Origin of the sequence: Dendronalium sp. ChiSLP03b (assembly GCF_034531165.2) — a bacterium.
Lineage (GTDB): Bacteria > Cyanobacteriota > Cyanobacteriia > Cyanobacteriales > Nostocaceae > Dendronalium > Dendronalium minutum.
Genome location: NZ_JAVRBR020000042.1, coordinates 46,131 through 69,165, shown reverse-complemented (window position 1 = coordinate 69,165; position 23,035 = coordinate 46,131). Strand labels below are relative to the sequence as shown.

Sequence of the window (23,035 nt, the reverse complement as noted above, 5' to 3'; positions counted from 1 at the left end):
CCCCCGTTGTAGCGACTGGCGTCGCGTCTCTAATAACTAATCACTCTTGACTAACGATACAGCCAAACCCGGAGTAGTGAAAGCAGTTGTTCGGTATCTACTGGTTTGGTGATGTAGTCAGAAGCTCCAGCTTCGATGCACTTTTCGCGATCGCCTGGCATAGCTTTGGCAGTTAAGGCAATAATTGGTAGCGATCGGAATTGCTGTTGCTGGCGAATCGCACGGGTGGTTTCGTAACCATCCATTTCTGGCATCATTATATCCATTAACACAACATTCGTGTCAGGATTGGCTTGCAACGTTTCAATGCCATCTCTGCCGTTTTCGGCAAACAGCACCTGCATTTGATACCCTTCTAAGAAACTAGTGAGGGCAAAGATATTTCGCAAGTCATCATCGACAATCAAAATTTTCCGATTAGTCAGCACGGGATCGGTTTGGTGGAGTTGCTCTAGCATCTGACGCTTAGGTTTAGGCAACTTAGACTGCACCCGATGTAAAAATAAAGCAGTTTCATCTAATAAACGCTCTGGCGATCGCACATTCTTGATGATGATGCTTTCTGCCAACCGCCTCAGTTGAGTTTCTTCCTGTCGAGTTAAGTCTTTGCCAGTGTAAACTATAATTGGCAGTTTCAAAAAGCTGGATTCTTGCTTAATTAGCTCAATCAATTCCAGCCCGTTCATATCAGGTAGACCTAGATCCAATACGATACAATCAAATCGTTGAGATTTCAAAGTCCGGAGTGCTTCTGCTCCTGTACCAACTGCTGTACTCTGGACATCGCCATTGCCAATCAGTTCAATAATACTTTGGGCTTGCACGGGGTCATCTTCTATTACTAGGAGATTTTTGACCTTACGCTCAATAAAGCCTTTTATTTCAGTGAATACCTCAGTCAGCGCTTCGGGAGATACGGGTTTTTGCAGGTAGGTGACTGCTCCTAGCTGTAATCCTCTTTGCTCTCTGTCGTCAACAGAAAATATGTGTACGGGAATGTGTCTAGTTTCCGGATCGCGCTTGAGACGATCTAGCATTGTCCAACCATCCATCCCAGGCATGTAGATATCTAAAGTAATTGCATCGGGTTTAAACTGTCGTGCTAGTGCCAGACCTTGTTTGCTCTGTAGAGCAACTATCACTTTAAAGCCCTGTTGACGTGCCATATCTAGCAAGATGCGGGCAAATTTATCATCATCATCGACGATAAGTAAGACGCGATCGCCACTTTGAATTGTCTCGCGATCATCTGCAATTTCATTAGGCGATGTGGGTACTGGTGACTGGTGACTGGGGATTGGGGACTGGGGATTGGGGATTGGTGTTAGTTGTCTCCCCGGCTCCCCTGCTCCTCTGCCCTTCTGCCCCTCTGCCCCTCTGCTCTTCTGCTCCTGAGTGTCTTGCTCATTCCCTGCATAAGTCTGGGGTAGGTAGAGGGTGAAGGTACTTCCCTGCCCTGGCTGGCTGATTATTCCAATTCTTCCTCCAAGTCGTTGAGCCAGTTCGCGGCTGATTGATAAACCCAACCCAGTTCCCCCGTATTTACGACTGGTTGTGCCATCTGCCTGCTGAAATGCTTCAAAAATAATCTTTTGTTTTTCGGCTGAAATGCCAATACCAGTATCGCTAACTGCAAAAGCAATTATGGGAGTACTGCTGCCAAAAGTATCGGGTTGGGCTGACTCGGTGGCTATGCCGATTTTTAATTTCACAACCCCCTGTTCGGTGAATTTAAAAGCATTAGCCAGTAGATTTTTCAGTATTTGTTGCAAGCGTTTGGGGTCGTGAGAAATTGTAGGAGGTAAATTATCATCCAGTTCAATTGCAAAACTGAGTCCTTTATTCTGAGCGGTTTGACCGAAAGTCCGCTCCAAAGATTTCTGCAAATCTTCAAAGGTGATTTCCTGAATATTTAGTGACAGAGTTCCCGACTCAATTTTTGCTAAATCTAAAATATCATTGATCAATTCTAGTAGATCCGTTCCAGCACAGTAGATTGTCCGGCTATACTCTACCTGCTTGTCAGTCAAGTTGCCCACCGAATTATCTGCCAGCAGCCTTGCTAAAATTAACAAGCTGTTAAGCGGAGTTCGCAACTCATGGGACATGTTCGCTAGAAATTCTGATTTATATTTGGAAGACAACATTAGTTGTTCTGCTTTGTCTTCTAAAGATTGCCTTGCCAGATCGATTTCTTGATTTTTGCGAGCAACTTCTCGGTTTTGCTGTTCTAGTAATTCTGCTTTTTCTTCTAGTTCCTCATTCAGCTGCTGTAGTTCTTCATTAGACTGCTGCAACTCTTCTTGCTGTTGCCTCTGGAGTAATTGCGCTTCTTCTAAATCGCGTGTTTGCTCTTCTAGGAGTTGATTGCTTTGTTTGAGTTCTTCTTGTTGAAGTTGTAATTCTTCTGTTAAGGCTTGGGACTCTTCCAGCAACTGCTGAGTTTGCAAGTTGGCAGCAATATTATTCAAAAATACACCAATGGTTTTACTGAATTGCTCTAGAAATATCAAATGCAACTCGCTAAAGCGCTGAAAAGAAGCAAGTTCAATTACAGCCTTGACTTCCGTCTCGAAGAGTACGGGCAACACAATAATCTTGAGTGGTAACGCTTCTCCCAAGCCAGAACTGATGCGGATGTAGTCATTGGGAACTTCAGTCAAGAGAATTCTTTGCTTTTCTAGGGCGCATTGCCCTACTAGTCCCTCACCCAAGCGAAATTGGTTTGCTAAGTGTTTGCGTTCTTGGTAAGCATAACTACTAAATAACTTCAGCACAGGCTGGTTATCAAGCTCATCCATCAGATAAAAAACGCCTTGCTGTGCCCCAACCAGTGGTGCTAAATTTGACAGTATCAGACGAGCCACACTTTCTAAATGGCGCTGCCCCTGGAGCATCTGAGTAAACTCAGCCAAATTAGACTTCAGCCAATTTTGTTCGTCATTTTGCTGAGTTGTGTTTCGCAGATTAACAATCATTTCGTTGAAAGTTCGTGTCAGCACGCCAATTTCATCTTGGCGATCGCTCTGTGGTAAACTCACCGATAAATTGCCACCTGCAATACTTTCCGACACATCAGAAAATTGTTTTAGCGGTCTTGATATTTGTCGGGTAAGGATGAATCCGATCAAAGCTAAGATTAACGATGATAGTGGAATACTGTAGGTAATAGTGTCTATAGTTTGTTGGGCAGCTGCGTGTGCTTTATTAGAGCGCTGCTTCAAAAGAGTATTTTCCTCAGCTTCCATAGCCTGGATTACACTCTGGATTTCATCCATTATTTGCTTGCCCTGGTCTGTCAAGACAGCCTTTTGAGCAAATTCTAAGCCTTGACGTTGTCGCAGGTCGATCACTTGTTTCATGACAGCGAGTCTCCTGCTTACCAGTGGCTGCAACTTTTCAATCCGCAACTGTTGTGTGGGGTTATCTGCTGTTAATTTTTGCAGATCTTTAACTTTTCGATCCAGTATTTTAACAGCAACGTTATAAGGTTCTAGATAGCGCTGTTCGCCTGTAATTATGTAACCGCGTTGCCCAGTTTCAGCATTTTTTAATTCAAGATTGAGGTCTTTGAGCTGACTAAGCACTTCGTAGGTATGTTTTTCCCAGTAAGAAGTTTTAATGAGTTCATTAGTGCTTTGGTAGGAGATTAGACCAATCGTGGTTAAAAGTCCCAGACTGATGGCAAAAGCCGATCCAATCTTGGTTCCAATCTTCAAACTTTTTAACATTTAGGGCTTTTCTTTAAAATATTCCTGCTGCTGTTGCGACTCTGATGATTTTTTAGAGGATATGTGAAATATATGCTGTTGATAAAATTTTTTATATATAAATATATACAAGTATGAAAAATATAAATTTGCCTAAATGCTTTTACAAGCATTGTTCTTAAATTTCTATTTTATTCAAAAAATTATAATCTTTTTTTACATCTATTTTAGTTGTTCTATTAGCAAAAGAAGAAAAAAGGCGATCGGTTTACCCATCCAAAGCAACTAAGTGAAGTTTTTTATTTGAATATTGCCAATTTTATTTAAATATTGCCAGGAGTGGAGGTGGGAGATGAGGGGATGAGGAAGATAAGGAGAATAACTACTGCCCCTCCGCCCCACTAGTCACCGTTTGATGATGTAACTTTTTACCTAAAATACTGATAATAAATTACACTTTTTACAAAACAGTCTTTACATTAGCTTGTTAAAAATATTACAATAAAATCTATACTAAATTTAATGCTCATATTTAAAAAGAGCGTTAATTAAGCAACTATCAGCCTGTAGTGCATCAATTAGCCAAACCAATATCTGCGTATAAAATTGTGAGGTAATTAATGCGCCGCAATCAGGCTTGCGTGTTTATATTGAGTATATTGACAAGCTACAGTTCTTATCAATTGTTTCAACCTAGCTCATCTATAGCAGCATCAACTCCGGGTATAGTCCAAACAGCCAGTGCGACTGTGTTAGCCAAGACAAGTTATCTATCACCTTTGGAACAGCAGGTGATCGATGAAATGACCAAGGTGCGGACAAATCCCAAAGCATACATCTCTATTCTGGAAAATTATAAAAAGCGCTTCCAAGGCAACCACGTCAAACTATCTAGTAATACCTATTTGCGAACTCAAGAAGGAGTAAAACCAGTCAATGAGGCGATCGCATTTCTCAAATCAATCCGGTCTGTAGGTGCGTTAAGTGCATCCAAAGGTATGTCTTTGGGCGCAAAAGATCATGTTAGAGACCAGGGGGCAAAAGGTGCAACAGGTCACTATGGTAGTGATGGCAGCGACCCCTTTAATCGCATCAGCCGCTACGGTAAATGGCAAACCACAGCTGGCGAAAACATCAGTTATGGGCCAAACACAGCCCAAGATATTGTTATGCAATTGATTATTGATGATGGAGTACCATCACGAGGTCATCGAAAAAATATCTTTAACAGTGCATTCAAAGTTGCTGGTGTTGCTTATGGCACTCACAAAGTTTACAAAACAATGTGTGTAATTACTTACGCAGGAGGGTATCAAGAAAAATAGCTTTCAAAGGGACTAAGCACTCCCTAGTAAGCTGAGAGTGAATGAAGTCTGACCTGACACTGCTCGATCGAGGGTGAGGTTGCCACCGTGGGCAATGGCGATTTCCCTTGCCAAACTAAGTCCTAATCCTGTCCCCTCTATCTTTCGGGTTCGGGCTGGATCTCCACGATAAAAGCGCTCAAAAATGCGTTCTCGTTCGCTAGCGGCAATGTCTGGGGAAGAATTACTGATGGTTACTAACACAGTTTTTCCTTGATGTCGGGCATCAATCAGCATCCAGCCTTCTGAGAGGTTGTATTTTATCGCATTGCTCAACAGGTTTTGCAAGACTTGAGCGAGCAAATCGCGATCGCCCTGCACCCGCAATCCACTGGCAATTTTGGTTTGCACCTCCAGATGTGGTGCTAGTAGTTCCATATCCTCTAGCATCTCAGCTAGCATCTGGGATAAATCTACTTCGATCCGATATAAACTCATTTGTCCAGCATCTGCTAGAGACAGCAACAACAGTTTTCGCACAATTCCACTGAGGCGACACACTTCATCCAGCAGATTACTCAAGCTTTGTTGCACTTCTGACCCTGGTTCAGCTTGTTGTATGGTGCGTTCCAATTCGCCTTGCAAAATCGCCAGCGGTGTCTTCAGTTCGTGGGCAGCATCACCACTGAAGCGTGAAGACTGCTTGAAACTGCGTTCTAGGCGTTCCAGCATCTTGTTAAACACCTGAATTAGTTCCAAAAATTCCACATCCGTTGCCCCAATGGGAACTCTTTGATCCAATCCTTTGACTGTGACTTGCTGAATGGCAACAATCAACTGCCGGATGGGACGCAAAGCACTACCAGATAGCCCCCAAGCACCACCAGCCACTATCAGGAGTACCACAGGTATCGAAATCAGGAACACGTCGCGGATCGTGACCATTTCTCGATCGATTGTATGTAAGCTGACAGCGATCGCTAATTGGGCCTGGGGAAAAGTTGCCGCGCTAACGCGCCAAATTCCCGTTTTCGTGCGCTGAGTGACCAATTGAGGACGAGGCGGCGGCATATTCGGCATACGACCAAGAGGGAATGGCGGTCTTTGTGGAGGTTGTTCTGTTGCCCGCCGATCCGGGGGTGGTAATAGCTGGGGGAGTGAAGGCCACAAACCGTTCAAGTTGAGATCGGCAGGCCAGCTAGCCGATTGATAAAGCGTCTTACCATCCCTATCTATTGCCAAAATGGCGATGGGAGTTTCCGCATCTGTCCCCAATTGAGAGGCTAATAAGGTTTCATAAGGCTGCCAAAAATCTTTTAGTGGTGGGCGCATCAATTGCGCTTCCAGTTTTGCATCAAGGCGACTGACTTTAGCCTCGTAAATCAGCCACCAAGATACAATTCCAAACCCTGCTAGAGCGCCACCAGCTAGTATGGCAGACAACAAGGCAATTCGGAGTCGAAAAGAACGGAGTTTCACGGTTATTAGTCGAGAGTTAAACTTGAAGTTTTAAGCTCAAAGGTGCAACTTCCAAGCTCAAAGGTGCAACTTTCGAGTTCAAAGGTTCAAACTTCAGGCTTAAAGGTGCAACTTCCAAGCTCAAAGGTGCAACTTTCGAGTTCAAAGGTTCAAACTTCAGGTTTAAAGGTGCAACTTCCAAGTTCAAAGGTGCAACTTTCGAGTTTAAAGGTTCAAGCTTTAGGCTTAAAGGTTCAACTTCCGCCCTCAAAGCCTGAAAGTTCACTATTAAAAGCTCAACAATCATTAGCTTCTCTAATATCGATTAATCAAATACTGCTAGAAATCACTTCCTCTGTTCCCTCATCTCTTTCGCCCCTCTGCCCCTCTGCTCCCCTGCTCCCCATCCTCTTAAATAATCCCCCAATTAGGAATGAGAATTGCGAAAACGATACCCAACTCCTCGCACACTTTCAATCCAACTCAACCCACCAATTGAGTCAATTTTTTTGCGAATTCGTTGAATACACACATCAACCACATTAGTATTGGGGTTGAAATCATAGCCCCAGACGTGTTCTAGGATTTGTGTGCGGGTAAAAACTCGTCCGGGAGAGCGCATTAGGTATTCCAGGAGATTGAACTCGCGGCTGGTAAGTTCCACAACTTGACCATCGCAGGTAACTTCCCGTGCAATCCGATCCAGCTTCAGGGGACCAACACAGAGCAGATTTTGGCGATCGCCAAAACTCCGACGTACTACCGCATGAATGCGGGCGACTAGTTCTTCCACAAAAAATGGTTTAGCAATATAGTCGTCTGCCCCAAGATTCAAACCTTCGAGGCGATCGTCCAATTCGTTGCGAGCGGTCAATAAAATCACCGGCACATTTCGTCCTGCCTGTCGCAAGCTCTTAAGAATAGCTAGACCATCCTTTCCCGGTATCATGATGTCTAGTACGATCGCATCATACTCATTGTCCATTGCCTGGATGTATCCCTCATTACCGTTGTCACAGTAATCAACCACAAATCCTTGCTCTTTTAACCCAGCTTGGACGAAGTTGGCAATTTTCGATTCGTCTTCCACAAACAGGACGTGCATGATTATCTAAATAATTCATGATATTAATTTTCCCACCTAACCAGACTCGTATAAAATTACAAAACTGTAATTAATACAATAGGCAAACTGTAATTTTTAGTTGGCTTAATCGAAGCATAGACAACACTACACCCTCAACTTAAGGAATTTGATTGTCATGAAGATGAAGCGACTATTAATTCTGGCTACTGTTCCTGTTGCGATCGGGGCTTTTAGTTTTGTAGTTTCAAGCAAGACGATAGCCAATCCATCCAATTCAATCGCCCAGAACTCATCACCACCCAACGAGCAACAACAGCAACCAAGAAGACCACAAAAGCCACCCCGCATTGATTTTGCTGCTGCTGCTCAGAAACTAGGAGTTACGGAAGCTCAATTGAAAGCAGCCTTGGGAGTGCCTGCTAACCCGCCTACAGAGCGTCCATCCGGCCCTCCCCCTCGTCCTGATTTTCAAGCTGCCGCAGCGAAACTGGGCGTGAGTGAAGAAAAGTTGATTGAAGCTTTAGGAGTTCCGCCACATCCTCCAGGCGATCGCTCTGGCAATAAACCACCCCGTATTGATTTTGCTGCTGCTGCTCAGAAAATAGGGGTTACAGAAGCCCAATTGAAAGCAGCCTTGGGAGTACCCGCTAATCCGCCTACAGAGCGTCCATCGGGTTCTCCTCCTCGTCCTAATTTTCAAGCTGCCGCAGCGAAACTGGGCGTGAGTGAAGAAAAGTTGATTGAAGCTTTAGGGATTCCGCCACATCCTCCAGGCGATCGCCCTGCAACAGAAAAATAGTACTAAGTGCTTGTAGACGCGCAGAGCGCGTCTACAAGTCTGGCGACCGAACGGATTGCCTGCCCGTTGCAAGTGGCGTTGCTGAGTTATGAGTTAGAAGTTAGCAGTTATATCATGTTCGCTAAATTACTTGTGATATGTCATTGCGTTGGTCGAACGCCTTCTCGTAGGGTACGTAACGAAGTAAAGTGGAGCAATCGCAAGGGTTTTGGGATTGCTACGCTTCGCTCGCAATGACGAGTGTTTCAACGGACATGATATTACATCAGACTCGGATCATGATTTATGGTGTTGCATATTTGCGGGATGATTTAGCTACTAACGCTCATCTCTCCCCCTGCCTAAATTCATCCCCCTGTTATGCAACGCCTGATTTATTATTCAAAACTCTCTGTGTCCTCGCATCCCCGTGTCTTTCTCATCTCCCTACTTTCTAATAGCAAGCTTGACGGTAATTCCTGTACCGATGGTCATAGTATCTGAGGTAGTGACAGTACAGGGGATCGTAAACTCTTTGGTGACTATTCCTATATTGATTGTGATACCGTCTACGGTAATGAATATTTTGGCGATAGTAAAGCCTACGACGGTGATAATTTCTGTACCTTTGATGATACCGCCTATGATGACGATAATATCGACGATGTCTTTTGTAATGGCGGTATCTTCTATGTTTTACTTTTTCAGTATCAGCTTCCCAATCTTCCTGATTTGAGGAATATTCTCTAACTGAATTTGGTAAGGAATTCACTACATCTTGATTTGCCTTCGTCTGTAAAGTAAGTGTACTTGATTCCTCAGAAGTTGGTAGCATCTGTAACCCATTTTTTTGAGATGCGGTGGCTATCTCCAATCCAAGGCAACTGGGCAATAATAAAACACCGATTACGAATTTCCAAAACACGGTTTCATGCTCCTAATTTTTTGTTCCCTGGCTGAGCTAGGGAATGCCTACTGATGTGAGGCTGTGGCAAAAATAGGACTTACGCAGTGAAACAAAAAATCAAGGCTTGTTTTTATTGAAGCAGAAATAGAGCCTATATATAATTATCTATCATGTAGATGGTAATAAATATAGTTCTTGGCGATCGCTCATTGATTGTTTTCAAAAATATTATTTGTTAATAGTCAAAAAAGTACAGACAAAATGAGTAAAATTTATCTAAAATTAGCAGTATTCGGCAATTAGATTTAATTTATTTTTTTCTACACCTACTTCTAAAATACAAAGGTGCGTTAACGAAGTAACGCACCCTATAAATTAAGATTGGATGATTTATTTTTTGATAGATCCCTATTTGGCAAACTGAGTAGCGATCGCATCAGTCTTAGCTGCCATAATGAAATCGTTGCGATGCAATCCTTGAATTGCGTGTGTCCACCAAGTAACTGTAACCTTGCCCCATTCAGTCAGTAAAGCGGGGTGATGTCCTTGTTTATCGGCTTCTTCACCCACTCGTTGAGTAAAGACCAGTGCTGTCTGAAAATTGGGAAACTTATAGACACGCTGTAAGCGTAACTCACCATTTTCCTCAATAGTCTTCCAATCAGGTATCTGATGCTCAAGTTCGGCAATTTCTGCCTCAGTTACTGGCGGCGAATCACCACTACAGGGAACACAAGTTTGTGGTAATAACGCTTCCATTGTTCCTACTCCTTCACGAGTAACGGTTTCAATCGAGCCTCCAGCTAGATTAGTACTGGGTAGAAGATGTTTGAGAGTCAAAAATCATGCTAGTCTTTTGACTATAATACGAATCATCGCTATTAGATACATCTAGCGGTTGGGGGAGGGCAAAGCAGAGCTTAAATCCTCAATCTAAAACCCCCAAAAGTTACATCTACAATATTACTACTTAGACGATCGAATTGAATTCCTCCACTAACTGCCTTTAAATCTGCCTCGGATGGTTTTAGTTCTTCAACTTCACGTTCGGGCTGCAAGTCTATAATTTTGATGCTAGACATATTTTTCTCAATATTTTTTTTCAAGTTCCAGCAATAATTTTCGTTCAATTGGCTGTTAGGCTCATCATCCAAAAGTTATAAAATATAATAAATATAAATATTTGAAACAGACATTAATGTGATTAATTTTTCTAACATTAATAAATTTGCTTATAGTGGCATTATCAACACAATACTACTTAAATACATATCATCTTATTACGCCAGTTTTGGGACACCAGAGCGCTCCCTTTTCTCAGTGTCCCTGCGTAAGCGTATCTTCTTGTTCAGACCAAAAAATAACTATGCATGACAATCACAGCCTGTGTGACCACAGCCCTGCCCGTTGGGATGATTATTTGCACATGCTTCTCCACAGTAAGCTTTGCCATCTTTGATTACAGCATCAGTTAAAGAAACGACACATAAGCAAGATTCACAAGCACATTTCATTTGAGTAACAGTTGTCATAGATAGCACCAAATTTGTTTTGAAGTCATATTATTGAATCACTGAACAAATAATCATCTGTCTCAGGTAATTGCGAGGACGTTCTAAAAGTTAAAATTTATACAAAATATTTGTTTTCAACAGGTTTTCGTAACACAACTGCTTAATCCTGTAGTGCTTTGAGACTTCCGTCATAGAGTCACCCAAAAATCAATAGATAGGGATTTTCTTTTTATAAGAAGCTCTTAGTGTTTCCTTAACTCAAATCATTGCAATCCTCTTCATAATGACAATCGATTAATATGCTGTGGTTATAATTGCAAAATCGAGGAGGATAGAGTGAACTTATCAAGGCGTAAATTTTTCACCTTAGCAGGCACGGGAACAGCTGGTGCTAGACTGCGATCTCCATTGCAAGCTTTCTACACTAAGAGAACTTTAGCAGCCAGCCCCTCCGCTCCCTCTGCCCCTTAAACTTCGTACAGGTTTAATGCTGCTAGGAGTTCCAAAACAACTCCATTTGTCCACCCAAAGCCGACTTCGTTGGAGCTGTATCCAAAGCAGATTTCGTCAGAAACCTTGGCAGAACAGCGTTCAACATCGTATTTTTCGACCAGAGTGCCGTGACGCTGGAATTCCTCAATGACCATAGTAAGGAAGTTGCGGGCAATACGATCGCCCTCGTCATGATACCCATAGCGGTAAAGGCCCTGGACGGCAACCATCGTCAGCGGTGCCCAACCAAAAGGTGCATCCCACTGGTTACCAGTGACGCGAGTACTGGTAAAGATTCCTCCTGGGGCTTCAAACAAGGAGAGATTTTTAACAACGCCCTGGGCTTGTGCATCTGAAGCTATCCCCAGCCAAAGGGGATAGAACGTGGTGGCAAACTCATAACGGCGGCGTTTTCCACTTTGGAAATGATAATCCAGATAAAGTCCCTTTTCTTCATCCCAGAGACACCGATCGATACGATCGCGGCGGATATCTGCGCGATCGCGCCATTGCTTCACTAGTTCTTCGTTCCCTAAAATATTGTATATTTGTGCCAAATCCTGTTCCATTTGATAAAGCAAACTGTTAAGGCACACAGGAGCGTAGTGGAGAATGTCAATACTGAAAGGGCCAAAGCGATTGGTGATATCAAAGCCGGACTCGCGCATAGTGCGATCGCCTTTGTAAAACAGGCGAGTCAGTTCATCATTTTCGCGATCGTAGAACAGAGTGACATCATAATCCTCAATTTCAAACCTTTGGTAGTACTCTTTCACGCGATCGTAGTGGCTGCGTCCTTCCTCATCCCGCTCGGAAAACAAGACTTCCGGGGCAGGGCCTTCGCCAAAAGCATAAAATCGGGACAGACCTGTGGCCGGATTCAAGTGGGGTGGCACTACCCAGTAGTAGTAAAACTGCTCTAACATTGGTAAAGCTGACTTGAGCCACTCTTCATCCTGGGTGTGTTGGAACAGCGCTAGCACCATCATGCTGAGAACGGGGGGCTGCGATCGCGACAGCATGTAAGTTCGGTTGGCATTGAGGATAGTGCCGTAATGCTGAACCTGATACAGCAGTTGATCTACTTGGCTTTGTGCCAGTTCCGATTCTCCATCTCGCAACAGCCCCAGTAATATAAAGTAGCTGTCCCAACCATACATTTCGTTAAAACGTCCGCCAGGCACGACATAAGGCCCTGGTAGGTACAGCAACCCATGCTCTTTAATCGCTTCAACTTCAGTCGGTAGAGTGCGAATTTCAAGTTGTTGCATATCCTTTGCAGATAGCGATCGCTCTAGCACAGACTGAACGTTGGGACTTTCTTCTGAGGGCGAAATATATACAAGCCAGCGACTTTCTTTTTTGTGTTCTAGCTTGGTATCCTTTGCAGATTGCAACAAGTGTTCGTGCGATCGCGTTAACGTTTTCCACGTTCGTTTGATATAGGCTCGCACAGCGTCAATCTGCGCGGTAGTGAATGGCGATGAAGTGTTGGTATTAGTAGTCATAATCTCGTTTTAAAAAGGCAGCTATGCTAGAGGCAGTGAAAGAGGACGCGGGGACACGGAGAATATTTCAGTACAGTTCTTTGCGTCTTCCCGTCTCTCCCTGTTTGCGTCTCTTAACTCCTTACTCAGCACTGACTAACAGGGCAACTGGAAAATGGGCGAGGGCTATGCCGATAGATAGCGTTCCTGTAGCCTGCAAGGTTTGCTCGGTTAAAACGTTTTTCCAGGCTGAGGAAGTACCATTGGGTAATTGCAGATGTGTATCTTGCCACACAGCTTCGCCTAAGGGATCGTCTCCAGGCTGAATCAGGCTAGTCAAAAAGCGTAGCGCGATCGCGATCGCTGTTTGATTGCCTTGTCGCCGTGCAAAAGCGATAATGCGATCGGCATGGGTTCCTTTGATTTCTAAGGGCAGATAGTCACCTTCTTGGAATAATGAGAAATAGTCTGTTCTGGCTTTGAGTACTTGAGCTGTTAAAAACAGTTTGATTCTGCCGTCTGTTTTGTGGTTAAGCAATTCCCGAATCAGTCCCAGAATGTCAGTTTTGAGCTGTTCTCGGATGGCACTCAAGTAAGCACGTCGCTGCTCAAAATCCACGGGACGACGGTTATCTGGATCGACTAGACTCAGTTCCCACAGTTCTGTTCCCTGGTAGAAGTCAGGTACGCCGGGTGCAGTAGCTTTCAATAGAGTCTGAGAAAGGGAATTGAACATCCCATAGTAGGCAATTCGCTGCTGAAAGGGGCGAAAAGCTTCTAGAAATTGCCCAGATATTGAGGGATCTAGTACTTTCTCAATAAAGGAGGCACATGCTTCTTCGTACTCGCTATCAGGACGCAACCATGCGGTATGGACTTTTGCTTCCCGAATCGCTTTAATCATGTAATCCTTCACCCGTTCCACTAAGGACGATTGTTCGCGATCGTCAAAGGGAAATGCACCTACCAAAGTTTGATATAGAAAATACTCATCGTTGCGGTCGGGCATTGCAAACCCGTGGCGATCGCTACGACGATCTTGGTTAAGATAACTCCAGGTATTTACCTGCTGTTCCCACTCTTCTGGAAGTTCCGATAACACATTCAACCTGGCTCGTAAATCTTCGCCGCGCTTGGTATCGTGGGTGGCTGTGGCGTTCATTGTATGAGGCCAAGTTGCTTGGTGCTTTTGGTTAAAAGCATGAAAGTCAGCTACGGAAATCCCAAAATGACTGGGATTACCACCAACTTCGTTGAGCGATAGCAAACGGTTGTAAACATATAGCGTAGTATCTTCTACGCCTTTGGCCATCAATGGGCCGCTGTATTGCTGCATCCTTAAGACAAAGTATATCCACTGCTCGCGTTCTGTCTGGGTAAGAGAGTCATCGAACTCCAGCAACATCACCTTTTCAATAAAGGTCAGCTCGTTTTGCAACAAGGGCACTTGTTCTCTAGCTTGACGAATTACTTCCTGGATGCAGGCGCGATCGCTATCTGAAATTCCATCGGAGGTGATGTAGGTGCGGTAAATAGGAAACAGCGTTAAAACTTCTGCGATCGCTCGTTTGAGTCCATTCAGGGTAAAGTCATTGCCATAGCGATATTTACTGGAAATATTCTTTAGCAAAATAGATAGATTATCAATGTCACCTGCTAAGTTTTTCTCCAGTATTAAATGTTTTTTATCCTTTACTAAAGATGCATAATCTACTCGCGAACCGATAAAGGCATGGTAAATTTTATCGAACGCTGATTGATTTTCTGTTTGGCAAAATATACCACTTACATAATTTAAAAAATCATATCCTGATGTACCTTGGATTTGCCAATTTTCCGGCAGGTCTTCGGTGAGTTCTAAGATTTTTTCAACTGTGATGTAAACATCACCCATCTTTTCCCGCAGCCTTTCCAGATATTGTAAGGGATTATAGAGACCATCGATATGATCGATTCGTAAGCCTGTAAATTTACCTTCTTCAACTAGTTTTTCAATCAGAGAATGGGTGTTATTAAATACGCGCAGTTCTTCTACTTTCACAGAAATGAGTTCGTTGACAGTAAAGAAACGGCGGTAGTTCATTTCTTCCGCTCCAACTTTCCAAAAGGAGAGGCGGTAAAATTGCTCTCTTAATAATTCATCTAACAAGTTAAAGCTATCTGAATTACCCACCTCACCATTAAAGATTTTCAGATTTTCCTCAATGAATTCGTGGATGGCATCGTTTGTATTGTAAAGTTCCCAAATCAATCCTTTGATAAATGCAATTTGGTCTTGTCGCTGTTTGCCGACAACCTCAGAAGGCACATTTTTCAGGATGTAGAGAATGCCCAGTAATTTGATGAAATCTGGATGATTGCGTCCTAGCGTGCGGGTGATTTTGCCCAGATTGTAGGTGAGAAATTTGGTGTAGGACTCTAGCCGTAACGGCAATTTCAAACTGTAATAATTGACAGTTAAGCCAGTTTGTGCGTATTGCAGTCGAATATCACCTTTTTCTAAGGATACTCCATAGAAATCTCCCAGCAGCGGAGCGAGAATTCGCTCTTGGCGATCGCCAAATGGAACATTCCAACTCAGGTCGAAGTAGTCGGTATAGTCAGAATCTGGCCCGTGTTCCAATACGTCCATTAAGTAGTGGTTTTCGCTACTATAAGCCATGTGGTTGGGCACAATATCTTGTAACCAGCCCATCCCCAAAGATTGTAGTTCGCTGACCAATGCCTCAAACTCTTCGGTAGTTCCGAGTTCTGAATTAAGTCGAGCAGCATCTACTACATCATAGCCATGAGTACTACCAAAGCGTGCCTGAAAAATCGGCGAAGCATATAAATCGGAAATGCCTAAATCTGCTAGATAAGCTGCGATCGCTCTAGCATTTTCAAAGCCAAATTGAGGGGTGAATTGAATTCGATAGGTTGTGGTCGGGATTCGCATAGATTTGTTTCTAGTCAAGGGGAGATGAGGGAGAAGGACACGGGGACGCGGAGATTAAGACAAGTGACTTTTAACTTCTGCCTTCTGCCCCCTGCCTCCTGCCTTCTAATTCATATAGCACTAGACTAGTGGGTTGGAGTTTGAGTTCTTGCGCCGCAGTCAAATGTTCGGGTGCTTGAGAACCTGGCCCGTTCCATGATGTGTCTGCTGAGTCTAATACTTTGCGAGCATTTTGCTGACTTGGCAGGATAAGTGTCACGGGAGAGTCATTGAAATTTAGCACAAAGATTAGTTCGCTTTCTTCGCACCAACGCCGCACTATAACTAGTTGTTGGTCTTCATCGCCAGTGGCTTGGATGAAGTTGCGGTCTTGATTGAGCAGTGCGGGATGAGTTTTGCGTAAATTAATTAATTGGCGATACCAATCCCACAAAACTTTATGTTGGCCTTCGTTGCGTAATTCCCAGTTAAGTTTAGAACGCAAAAAAGTTTCTGCTGATTCTGGATCTGGCGGGCCTTCTTCATAGTGAAACGCTTCAAATTCTTGTTTGCGTCCGGCGCGCACGGCTTGAATTAAATCTGGGTCGGAGTGACTGACAAAGTAAGTAAAAGGTGCAGTTTCGCCGTATTCTTCTCCCATAAACAGCAGCGGTAAGTACGGCGACAGCAGCACAGCGCCAGCAGCTAACTTCAGTCCTTCATATGAGATGCGATCCCACAGGCGATCGCCTTTCATTTGATTGCCAATTTGATCGTGATTTTGGATGCATACTACAAACTGTGACAGCGGGCGATCGCGGCAAGATACACCATGAAAGCGCTGGCGGTGGGGGGCGTATTTCCAATCGTAAACGAAGGTATCTGTATAAGCTTTTGCCAACTGGGCACATTGCCCGAAGTCTTGATAATAGCCTTGGCGATCGCCTGTTAAAAGTGCGTGCAATGCATGGTGAAAATCATCGCTCCACTGAGCATCGAGTCCGTAGCCACCCAGTTCTGGCGGCCGAATGATTTGCGGATTATTTAAGTCACTTTCTGCAATTAAGTAGCGTTTGCGGTTTTCTCCTTGGGAGAAGTGATGCACCGCTTCTGCCAGTTCCCACAAAAAATGTTTGGCTCCCAGATCGTAAATTGCTTGAATTGCATCTAGCCGCAATGCATCAATGTGAAATTCTCGCAACCAATAAAGTGCATTTTCGATGAAATAGTTTCGCACGCATTGACTGTGGGCATCGTCGAAATTCAGCGCACTGCCCCACGGTGTCTTATAGGTTTGAGTAAAGTAGGGCGCGAACTGAGACATATAGTTGCCTTCCGGGCCAAAGTGGTTGTAGACCACATCCAGCACAACAGCAATGCCGTGTTCGTGGCAAGCATTCACCAGTTGTTTGAGAGCCGCTGCGTTACCGTAAGAACTTTGCACCGCAAACGGGTAAACACCATCATAGCCCCAGTTGCGAAATGCTAAATTAGGCTCAATATGGGTGTCTCCCGGAAACTGAGCAATGGGCATGATTTCAATGGCATTAATTCCCAGTTTCTGCAAATCCGGCAAGCGGGAAATTATGGCAGTGAAGGTTCCTTCGGGTGTGAATGTTCCAACATGGAGTTCATAGAAAATCATCGACTCCAATGAAATACCAGTCCACGTCTCATCCGTCCATTCAAACTGATGCTCGACAACTTGAGACGGCCCGTGGACACCTTGAGGCTGAGACTGCGATGCTGGATCGGCAAAAGCGTTTTCATCATTCAAGACATACCGATAAAGCGTACCTGGATACACATCATTCACTTTTGCCTGCCAGTATCCCTCTGTTGAAGGTTTGAGCGGCATTACCTGCTGCTGTGGCGACAAAATTTGCACCCCGACGCTATTTGATGTTGGAGACCAAACTGTAAACTCACATTCTCCGTTACCCAAGTAGTGAGCGCCAATTCTCACGCCGTATCCCTCCCGTTAGCTAATGTGTTGTGCCGAATTTTGGTATGGTCGTCAATGCACTTTATTGCAAAGTGTTAACAAACACACCAGATAGCATCATGGTTGTTCTACCGGACAATTGGCTAGCACCCGGAGGCGTATTTTTTCTAGTGTTACAGCAATTACTAGTACTGCGATCGCTGCATCACTTGATAACTAAAATCTATGACAAAATAGTTTTATTGTCCTACAGCCAATGCAATCAGCTACAACCTATGGTTTCTACCATCAAGCGCCGCTACAGTTTGGACGAATATCGCGCGCTCGAAGAAAAAGCGGAAGGACGCAGCGAATATCGAGATGGAGAAATCGTACCGATGCCTGGAGGAACGCTTAAACATAGCCGCATCGGTGGTAATATTTTTGCCTTTCTCAAGTTTCTGCTGCGCGATACTCAATTCGAGCCAATTAACAGTGATTTACGGCTGTGGATTCCTGAATATCGACGCGGAGTATATCCAGACGTAATGATTTTTGATGGCGAACCGCAACTGAACGGCGACCGCTTAGATGAAGTTTTGAATCCTACCCTGATTGTTGAAGTACTATCTCCTTCCACCGCAGATTACGACCGACAAAACAAATTTCGGATATATCGATCGATTCCTGGTTTTAGCGAATATTTATTAGTCGAGCAGAATGAACCTTTTATCGAACGCTATAGCAAGCAAACCCAAGGTTGGTTGCTCAGTGAATTTAACAGCTTGGAGCAGTCTATTTCCCTAGAGTCACTAGGGATTGAGTTGCCGATGGCGGAAATTTATCGCGGCGTTGCTTTTGAGTAAAATAGCTCTGGCTGAAAGAGGCGATCGCTTTCTGTAAAAGGGTGTTTGAAAAGTTGTGAGAGGTAAAAATCTATGCCAAACGCCTCACCATGATGCGAATCATAGCAAGATAGATAAAAGTCTCCGAGGTTTGCGCTAATAGTTCATAGTCTTTGTTCAAACGCCGACAGCCAGTCAGCCAACCCAAAGTTCTTTCTACCACCCAACGTTTAGGCAATAAAACAAAACCCTTGTGTTCATGGGGTCGCAGCACAACTTGTACAATCCATCGGTAAAAATCCATCACCCAGTGCATGAAGGGATTGCCATCGTAACCACCATCAACCCAGATAGTATTCAGGCGTGAAACCTGATTTCCCATCTGTTTCACCTTCTGAAGTACTTGTTTACTGCCTGAGCGTTCGTCCACGCTAGCGGCGCTGACCAACACTCGCAGTAATAACCCCAGGGTATCTACTGTCAAAAACCGCTAGCGTCCTTTGATCTTTTTACCAGCATCATATCCTACATCTTGATTAACCCTCCAAAAGCTATTACTGCTGCTGCCCATAAAGAGCGCCCGTATTTTTTATCGCCTTTGGACTTCTGGCGATCAATAGACTTGTCCGAAAACTCCTCGCGCCAGATTGTTCAAAGCTTTGAGACTAAGCTTTGATATCTTCGTAAAAACGTAGTTATAAGGGTTTGAGATAGTTAGTTATAGTTTAGAGGCATAAAAATTAAATCCTTGTTTTTCAAAATTCCTTATTATTCCTAATAGCTAAGTTGGGAAAATTAAACTACCAATCATGAACCCTGACGTTGATGCTTATGAACAACGGTATCGAGAGCGGGTAGTTAATAACCTTAAAAAAAAGCTCAGGCTTTTGGTTTAGAACTTACCCCCATTTCTGACCCGACGCAATGTGTTTCTTGAGAGTTAATCAATGGCGCGTTTTTCACTCCCGCAAAATATGAAAGAAACACATTCCAATTCAAAACCCGAAATTTTTACTGGGTAAGGGTTATAAAATGTGTTTCTTAGGAGAAGTTTACTTATCCTCTCGCACAGGCAATGGCATATCCAGAATCTCCATCAGCAAATCCAGACGAGAGGGACGCGTTAGCAGTGGAACGAGATTTGGCAAGCTGTAATAGTCACCCTCGAAAGTAAACGTATCTACAGGTGCTTGCTGCTGCTTCAGTTGACTCTCAACCCAATTGTAATGAGTACCCACACGGACAATCACCACATTAGGCATTACTGCGAACTCCCGACAGTAGGTCTTGTAGACTTCACCGAAGTAAGGAGCCGCATTCTCGCCTTCATCCGTTACCAGAATTATCTGGTCAACTACCTGCTTCTTCTTGCGCATTGCTTCCAATCCACAGCCGATACTAGTACCACCGCCCGCCTTAATGTGCTGGAAAGCACGCTCCCAGTCAGTCAACTCCTTGCCCTTTGCCGTAACAGTGTAAGGAATGGTGTCGAAGGTGTAGACAAACAGTTCTGCCTGAGTGATACCAGAGATTAGGGCTGCGAGTTGCTTACCGATCGCGATCGCATTTTCCATTGAACCAGACTTATCTACCAGTAAGGCGGTTGGACGAGCGATCGCACCGCGCCGCTTCACCTGCTCGTTAGTCACTTTTTCCAAACGTGCAACAGTGTCTGCGTCGAAATTTGCTGTGTCTGACGCAATCTGTGCTTTGAATGCTGAGACACGCCCACTTTTAGAAGCCTCCTCCAGCTTGGAATCAATCAGCTTCTTGACTTCTGGGCGATCCATTGCACCTCTGGTCTGGAGAGACTTGAGGTTGTTGATCGCTTCTTGAGGAGTCATGCTGTCGATCAACGCCACCAGCACAACTGGTGTAAGTTGCTTGATTGCACCGATCGCGATCGTGTAGGGAATCTTGAACTCCACAATTAGCCGTGCCTGTTCTGCCGCACTTTCTACCTTAGCAAGCTGCTTAAGCATATCTGCTAACGAACCCTCTGGAGGAGTATCGCGGAACAGAATCGCATTTGCTCGCTCATTCGGCTTGATGTGCAGCGAAGCATACAAGTGCTTCATTGCTTTGCGACCTCTGAGGGCAGCGCGATCGAACAAAGCGGGATTGCTCTCCCGTGCCTTCAGGTAACGCCGCACCGCAGTACGAGCCGAACGAGGCAGCTTATTTTGCTGCTGCTTCATGAAGTCCACCACACGAGCCACCTGATAGGGTGGAAACTCTTGCAGCATGATAAATCCAGCATCTCGGTGTTCATTCAAATTGCTAGTTAGCAAGTGAGCAACAAACACTTCCTTGTGGTCACGAACATCACCATGACGCTGATACCAAACTGCCAGGTGTCCGTAGAAGATGGGATCGAGTTCAACAATTAACTTGTGAATTTCTGCGACTTGCTCAAGCTTGCGGTGAGGAGTTGTGAGCAAACTGTTGAGCATTTCCAAGCGCAGGTCACGTTCTGCGGTATTCATAGGAACCTCCTTTAAGAATTTTGGATTTTGGATTTACGATTTTGGATTGCAATCTAAAATCCAAAATTGAAGGAGGCAGATGTTGCACGCGGGGTGATAAAGTCACCGCGCAAGTTGTAGAAGCATTTTGTTTAACTTGTGCAGAGTTATGTAAGCTTCTGCGATCGGGGCGCGGCAACAACTGCCAAGTAAAAGGGATTGGGGATTAGGGATTGGGGACTGGGAAAGAGCGCGGAAAAATTATCGATGCTCTTACTCGCCGCTATTGCGACAGCACTTTTTGAAAGCAGCAACCAGAACCACAAGGACAAAGGTCATTGTTACCAAGCTTTTCTTGTAATTCCTTGTCGCCATGAACAAAGCGATCGCCACGTTTAACAGCTTTTTCAGATGGATAGCCACGACGACGTTTACTAGATGGTTCAAAAGCAGAAATCGTCAAATTTGTCGAAATCTTCAGGCTCTCGATCCAGTTTGATGTTGAAAGAATTAATCTTCTTCATCGTCCTCACCTCCATTTATTAAATAGATATCGAAACTACTTGAGAGAAACGACGGCTTCCGCTTCTTCTAATTGCTGCTTAAGTGTTTCAGCAGCTTCCTGATTTAGTTCTGCCTGAACTACTTGAGGAAGGGAATCTACAAAATCTTTTGCTTCTTTTAGTCCTAGTCCGGTCACCGTCCGGATGACCTTGAGTAAAGCAATCTTTTTGTCTGCTGGAACCGACACCAACAAGACATCAAACTCTGTCTGAATCTGCGGTTGAGCTTCATCTTGTTTGTCAATCCTAACGAGTTTAGGTTTAGAAATATCAACATTGAAGGTTGTTTCAATCTGCTTCACCAATTGAGTGGTTTCATTGAGAGTTAGAGACTTGAGTTGTTCTAAAATTTCTAGGGTTTTCACAGACATAACAACCTCCAAGAGTTGCAGTTAACTCATAGTTAATAATTTATAAAATCACCTCGTGCAAGTTGAAAAAGCTGTTGATTCACACACGGGATTTGAACCCGTAATCGCTTGATCTTCAGTCAAGTGCCTGTTCCAATTCGGCTAGTATGTAAGCTTTTTCTGTTAGGGCACGAAGTGAAAATTTTAGTTTTTAGCAAGTTGATTTAAAATAAATCGAATTTCCTTTTTGTTACACTGCTGTTTACTGGCAGCATAAATTTTTTGACCTTTAGACATTGCAGCAGAACGGTGAATCAGACCTTTGAAAACATCCATCACATAATCAGTTTGCGGTGGAAAATCTGCAAAGGTAATGAGATACCAAATTTCGTTCAGCTTGTGGTATTGATGATAATCATCAACGATGACAACATCCGTTTGCTCTGGCTTTTGCTTTTGCTTTCGAGGCACTTTCTGGACTGCACAAAGAATACCAGTTTGAGGATGAATATAGAAGCGATCGCGATAACTTCCATCTAACTGAATTTGACGGTTAGACTTGCTGTAAATACCACCATCAATTATTTCTACATGCCGTTCAACGTAATCCCACAAATGATCGAGAACATGCTGTCCTGCCATTGTGCTGGGATCTAAACGTTGACACAGTTCGCTGTAAATGTCATTCCAAGGCTGTCCGACTTTCGAGCGCAAAAACCTACGCAGGGGACCAAGATGATCTGAAAGATATTTGGATTTATTTATTGGTTTAATCAGGTAAGGATTCAACAATCCATCCTGACTCGCTTCTTCGGTGATTTTGTGTAATTGCTTTTTAAAGCCTGTCAGCTTTTTGAGACTGATTCTCCTCCCACCGCGAGGACGTTCAATCACAATTTCGCTCAAACGATGTTCGCTCATACCTCACGTTGTTGAAATATAGTTTTACTGATTGAGTTGCGCTCAAACATGAGTTAGCAAGCATCATCGAACTCACCTCCATATAAGTGATTGAGTTAAGGTTATAAACAAATACGATTTAAATAATTAGAATTCCGCGCAAGTTAGCAAAGCAATTTTCACAGTTGCCTTTACCATTTTGGCTACGCTCCCATCAAAGGAAGCGACAGGGATTGAACCTGCATATCCGTTGCCGGATAGTGTGTAGGCTTTACAAGTTAGGGCGCGGAATAAAACTTAAATTACTCCGTGCAAGTTCAAGAAGCTTTTTACA

The 23,035-nt window shown here is 43.9% G+C and carries 19 protein-coding genes, 1 tRNA gene and 1 pseudogene; 4 read left to right on the top strand and 17 right to left on the bottom strand.

Annotation, left to right across the window (positions count from 1 at the left end; genetic code table 11):
• Positions 1–50: 50 nt before the first annotated feature.
• Entirely contained in the window at positions 51–3,731 is a 3,681-nt protein-coding gene (locus RMY31_RS10230) for a response regulator (protein WP_322658818.1), read from the bottom strand.
• A gap of 599 nt (positions 3,732–4,330) precedes the next feature.
• Here RMY31_RS10230 and RMY31_RS10225 point away from each other — a divergent pair.
• Positions 4,331–5,035 (top strand): CAP domain-containing protein, encoded by a 705-nt coding sequence (locus tag RMY31_RS10225; RefSeq protein ID WP_322658817.1) that lies wholly within the window; start codon positions 4,331–4,333, stop codon positions 5,033–5,035.
• 12 nt (positions 5,036–5,047) lie between these two features.
• On the opposite strand, the gene RMY31_RS10220 is transcribed toward RMY31_RS10225, so the two are convergent.
• The 3 genes from RMY31_RS10220 to RMY31_RS10210 all read right to left on the bottom strand — a co-directional run bounded on the left by RMY31_RS10220 (position 5,048) and on the right by RMY31_RS10210 (position 7,577).
• Complete coding sequence (locus RMY31_RS10220) at positions 5,048–6,493, bottom strand: ATP-binding protein (RefSeq protein ID WP_322658816.1); 1,446 nt, start codon at positions 6,491–6,493, stop codon at positions 5,048–5,050.
• 16 nt (positions 6,494–6,509) lie between these two features.
• Entirely contained in the window at positions 6,510–6,779 is a 270-nt protein-coding gene (locus RMY31_RS10215) for a hypothetical protein (RefSeq protein ID WP_409877824.1), read from the bottom strand.
• 120 nt (positions 6,780–6,899) lie between these two features.
• Positions 6,900–7,577, bottom strand: a complete 678-nt coding sequence (locus RMY31_RS10210; protein WP_322658815.1) for a response regulator transcription factor — start codon at positions 7,575–7,577, stop codon at positions 6,900–6,902.
• Positions 7,578–7,734: 157 nt separating this feature from the next.
• Between RMY31_RS10210 and RMY31_RS10205 the strand changes: the two genes are divergently transcribed.
• A complete protein-coding gene (locus RMY31_RS10205) occupies positions 7,735–8,358 on the top strand; it encodes a hypothetical protein (protein ID WP_322658814.1) in 624 nt (207 codons plus the stop codon).
• 433 nt (positions 8,359–8,791) lie between these two features.
• On the opposite strand, the gene RMY31_RS10200 is transcribed toward RMY31_RS10205, so the two are convergent.
• From RMY31_RS10200 to RMY31_RS10185, 4 genes are all read right to left on the bottom strand, one after another.
• Positions 8,792–9,262: a hypothetical protein gene (locus RMY31_RS10200; protein ID WP_322658813.1), complete on the bottom strand. Its 471-nt coding sequence runs from the start codon at positions 9,260–9,262 to the stop codon at positions 8,792–8,794.
• Between the two features lie 390 nt (positions 9,263–9,652).
• Positions 9,653–10,003 (bottom strand): 4a-hydroxytetrahydrobiopterin dehydratase, encoded by a 351-nt coding sequence (locus RMY31_RS10195; protein WP_409877831.1) that lies wholly within the window; start codon positions 10,001–10,003, stop codon positions 9,653–9,655.
• Positions 10,004–10,164: 161 nt separating this feature from the next.
• Positions 10,165–10,326, bottom strand: coding sequence for a hypothetical protein (locus RMY31_RS10190; RefSeq protein ID WP_322658811.1), 162 nt, complete (start codon positions 10,324–10,326; stop codon positions 10,165–10,167).
• Between the two features lie 282 nt (positions 10,327–10,608).
• Complete coding sequence (locus RMY31_RS10185) at positions 10,609–10,776, bottom strand: metallothionein (RefSeq protein WP_322658810.1); 168 nt, start codon at positions 10,774–10,776, stop codon at positions 10,609–10,611.
• Positions 10,777–11,094: 318 nt separating this feature from the next.
• Here RMY31_RS10185 and RMY31_RS10180 point away from each other — a divergent pair, with 318 nt between their 5' ends.
• Entirely contained in the window at positions 11,095–11,229 is a 135-nt protein-coding gene (locus tag RMY31_RS10180) for a hypothetical protein (RefSeq protein ID WP_409877823.1), read from the top strand.
• Here RMY31_RS10180 and RMY31_RS10175 read toward each other — a convergent pair.
• The 3 genes from RMY31_RS10175 to treZ all read right to left on the bottom strand — a co-directional run bounded on the left by RMY31_RS10175 (position 11,226) and on the right by treZ (position 17,620).
• Positions 11,226–12,758, bottom strand: coding sequence for a trehalase family glycosidase (locus RMY31_RS10175; protein WP_322658809.1), 1,533 nt, complete (start codon positions 12,756–12,758; stop codon positions 11,226–11,228). The two genes, RMY31_RS10180 and RMY31_RS10175, sit on opposite strands and share 4 nt — an antisense overlap.
• A gap of 121 nt (positions 12,759–12,879) precedes the next feature.
• Positions 12,880–15,675: a malto-oligosyltrehalose synthase gene (gene treY, locus RMY31_RS10170; RefSeq protein WP_322658808.1), complete on the bottom strand. Its 2,796-nt coding sequence runs from the start codon at positions 15,673–15,675 to the stop codon at positions 12,880–12,882.
• 70 nt (positions 15,676–15,745) lie between these two features.
• On the bottom strand, positions 15,746–17,620 hold the full coding sequence (gene treZ / locus RMY31_RS10165) for a malto-oligosyltrehalose trehalohydrolase (RefSeq protein WP_322658807.1): 1,875 nt from the start codon (positions 17,618–17,620) through the stop codon (positions 15,746–15,748).
• 254 nt (positions 17,621–17,874) lie between these two features.
• Here treZ and RMY31_RS10160 point away from each other — a divergent pair, with 254 nt between their 5' ends.
• Entirely contained in the window at positions 17,875–18,444 is a 570-nt protein-coding gene (locus tag RMY31_RS10160; RefSeq protein WP_322658845.1) for a Uma2 family endonuclease, read from the top strand.
• A gap of 70 nt (positions 18,445–18,514) precedes the next feature.
• Here RMY31_RS10160 and RMY31_RS10155 read toward each other — a convergent pair.
• From RMY31_RS10155 to RMY31_RS10130, 6 genes and pseudogenes are all read right to left on the bottom strand, one after another.
• Positions 18,515–18,964 (bottom strand): annotated as a pseudogene (locus RMY31_RS10155) (transposase); the annotation flags it as partial.
• A gap of 511 nt (positions 18,965–19,475) precedes the next feature.
• Complete coding sequence (locus RMY31_RS10150; RefSeq protein WP_409877822.1) at positions 19,476–20,909, bottom strand: vWA domain-containing protein; 1,434 nt, start codon at positions 20,907–20,909, stop codon at positions 19,476–19,478.
• Between the two features lie 262 nt (positions 20,910–21,171).
• Positions 21,172–21,351: a hypothetical protein gene (locus RMY31_RS10145; protein WP_322658805.1), complete on the bottom strand. Its 180-nt coding sequence runs from the start codon at positions 21,349–21,351 to the stop codon at positions 21,172–21,174.
• 96 nt (positions 21,352–21,447) lie between these two features.
• Positions 21,448–21,822, bottom strand: a complete 375-nt coding sequence (rplL, locus tag RMY31_RS10140) for a 50S ribosomal protein L7/L12 (protein WP_322658804.1) — start codon at positions 21,820–21,822, stop codon at positions 21,448–21,450.
• Positions 21,823–21,902: 80 nt separating this feature from the next.
• Positions 21,903–21,973, bottom strand: a tRNA-Phe gene (locus RMY31_RS10135).
• Positions 21,974–22,005: 32 nt separating this feature from the next.
• Positions 22,006–22,722, bottom strand: a complete 717-nt coding sequence (locus RMY31_RS10130) for a hypothetical protein (protein ID WP_322658803.1) — start codon at positions 22,720–22,722, stop codon at positions 22,006–22,008.
• Positions 22,723–23,035: the final 313 nt, after the last annotated feature.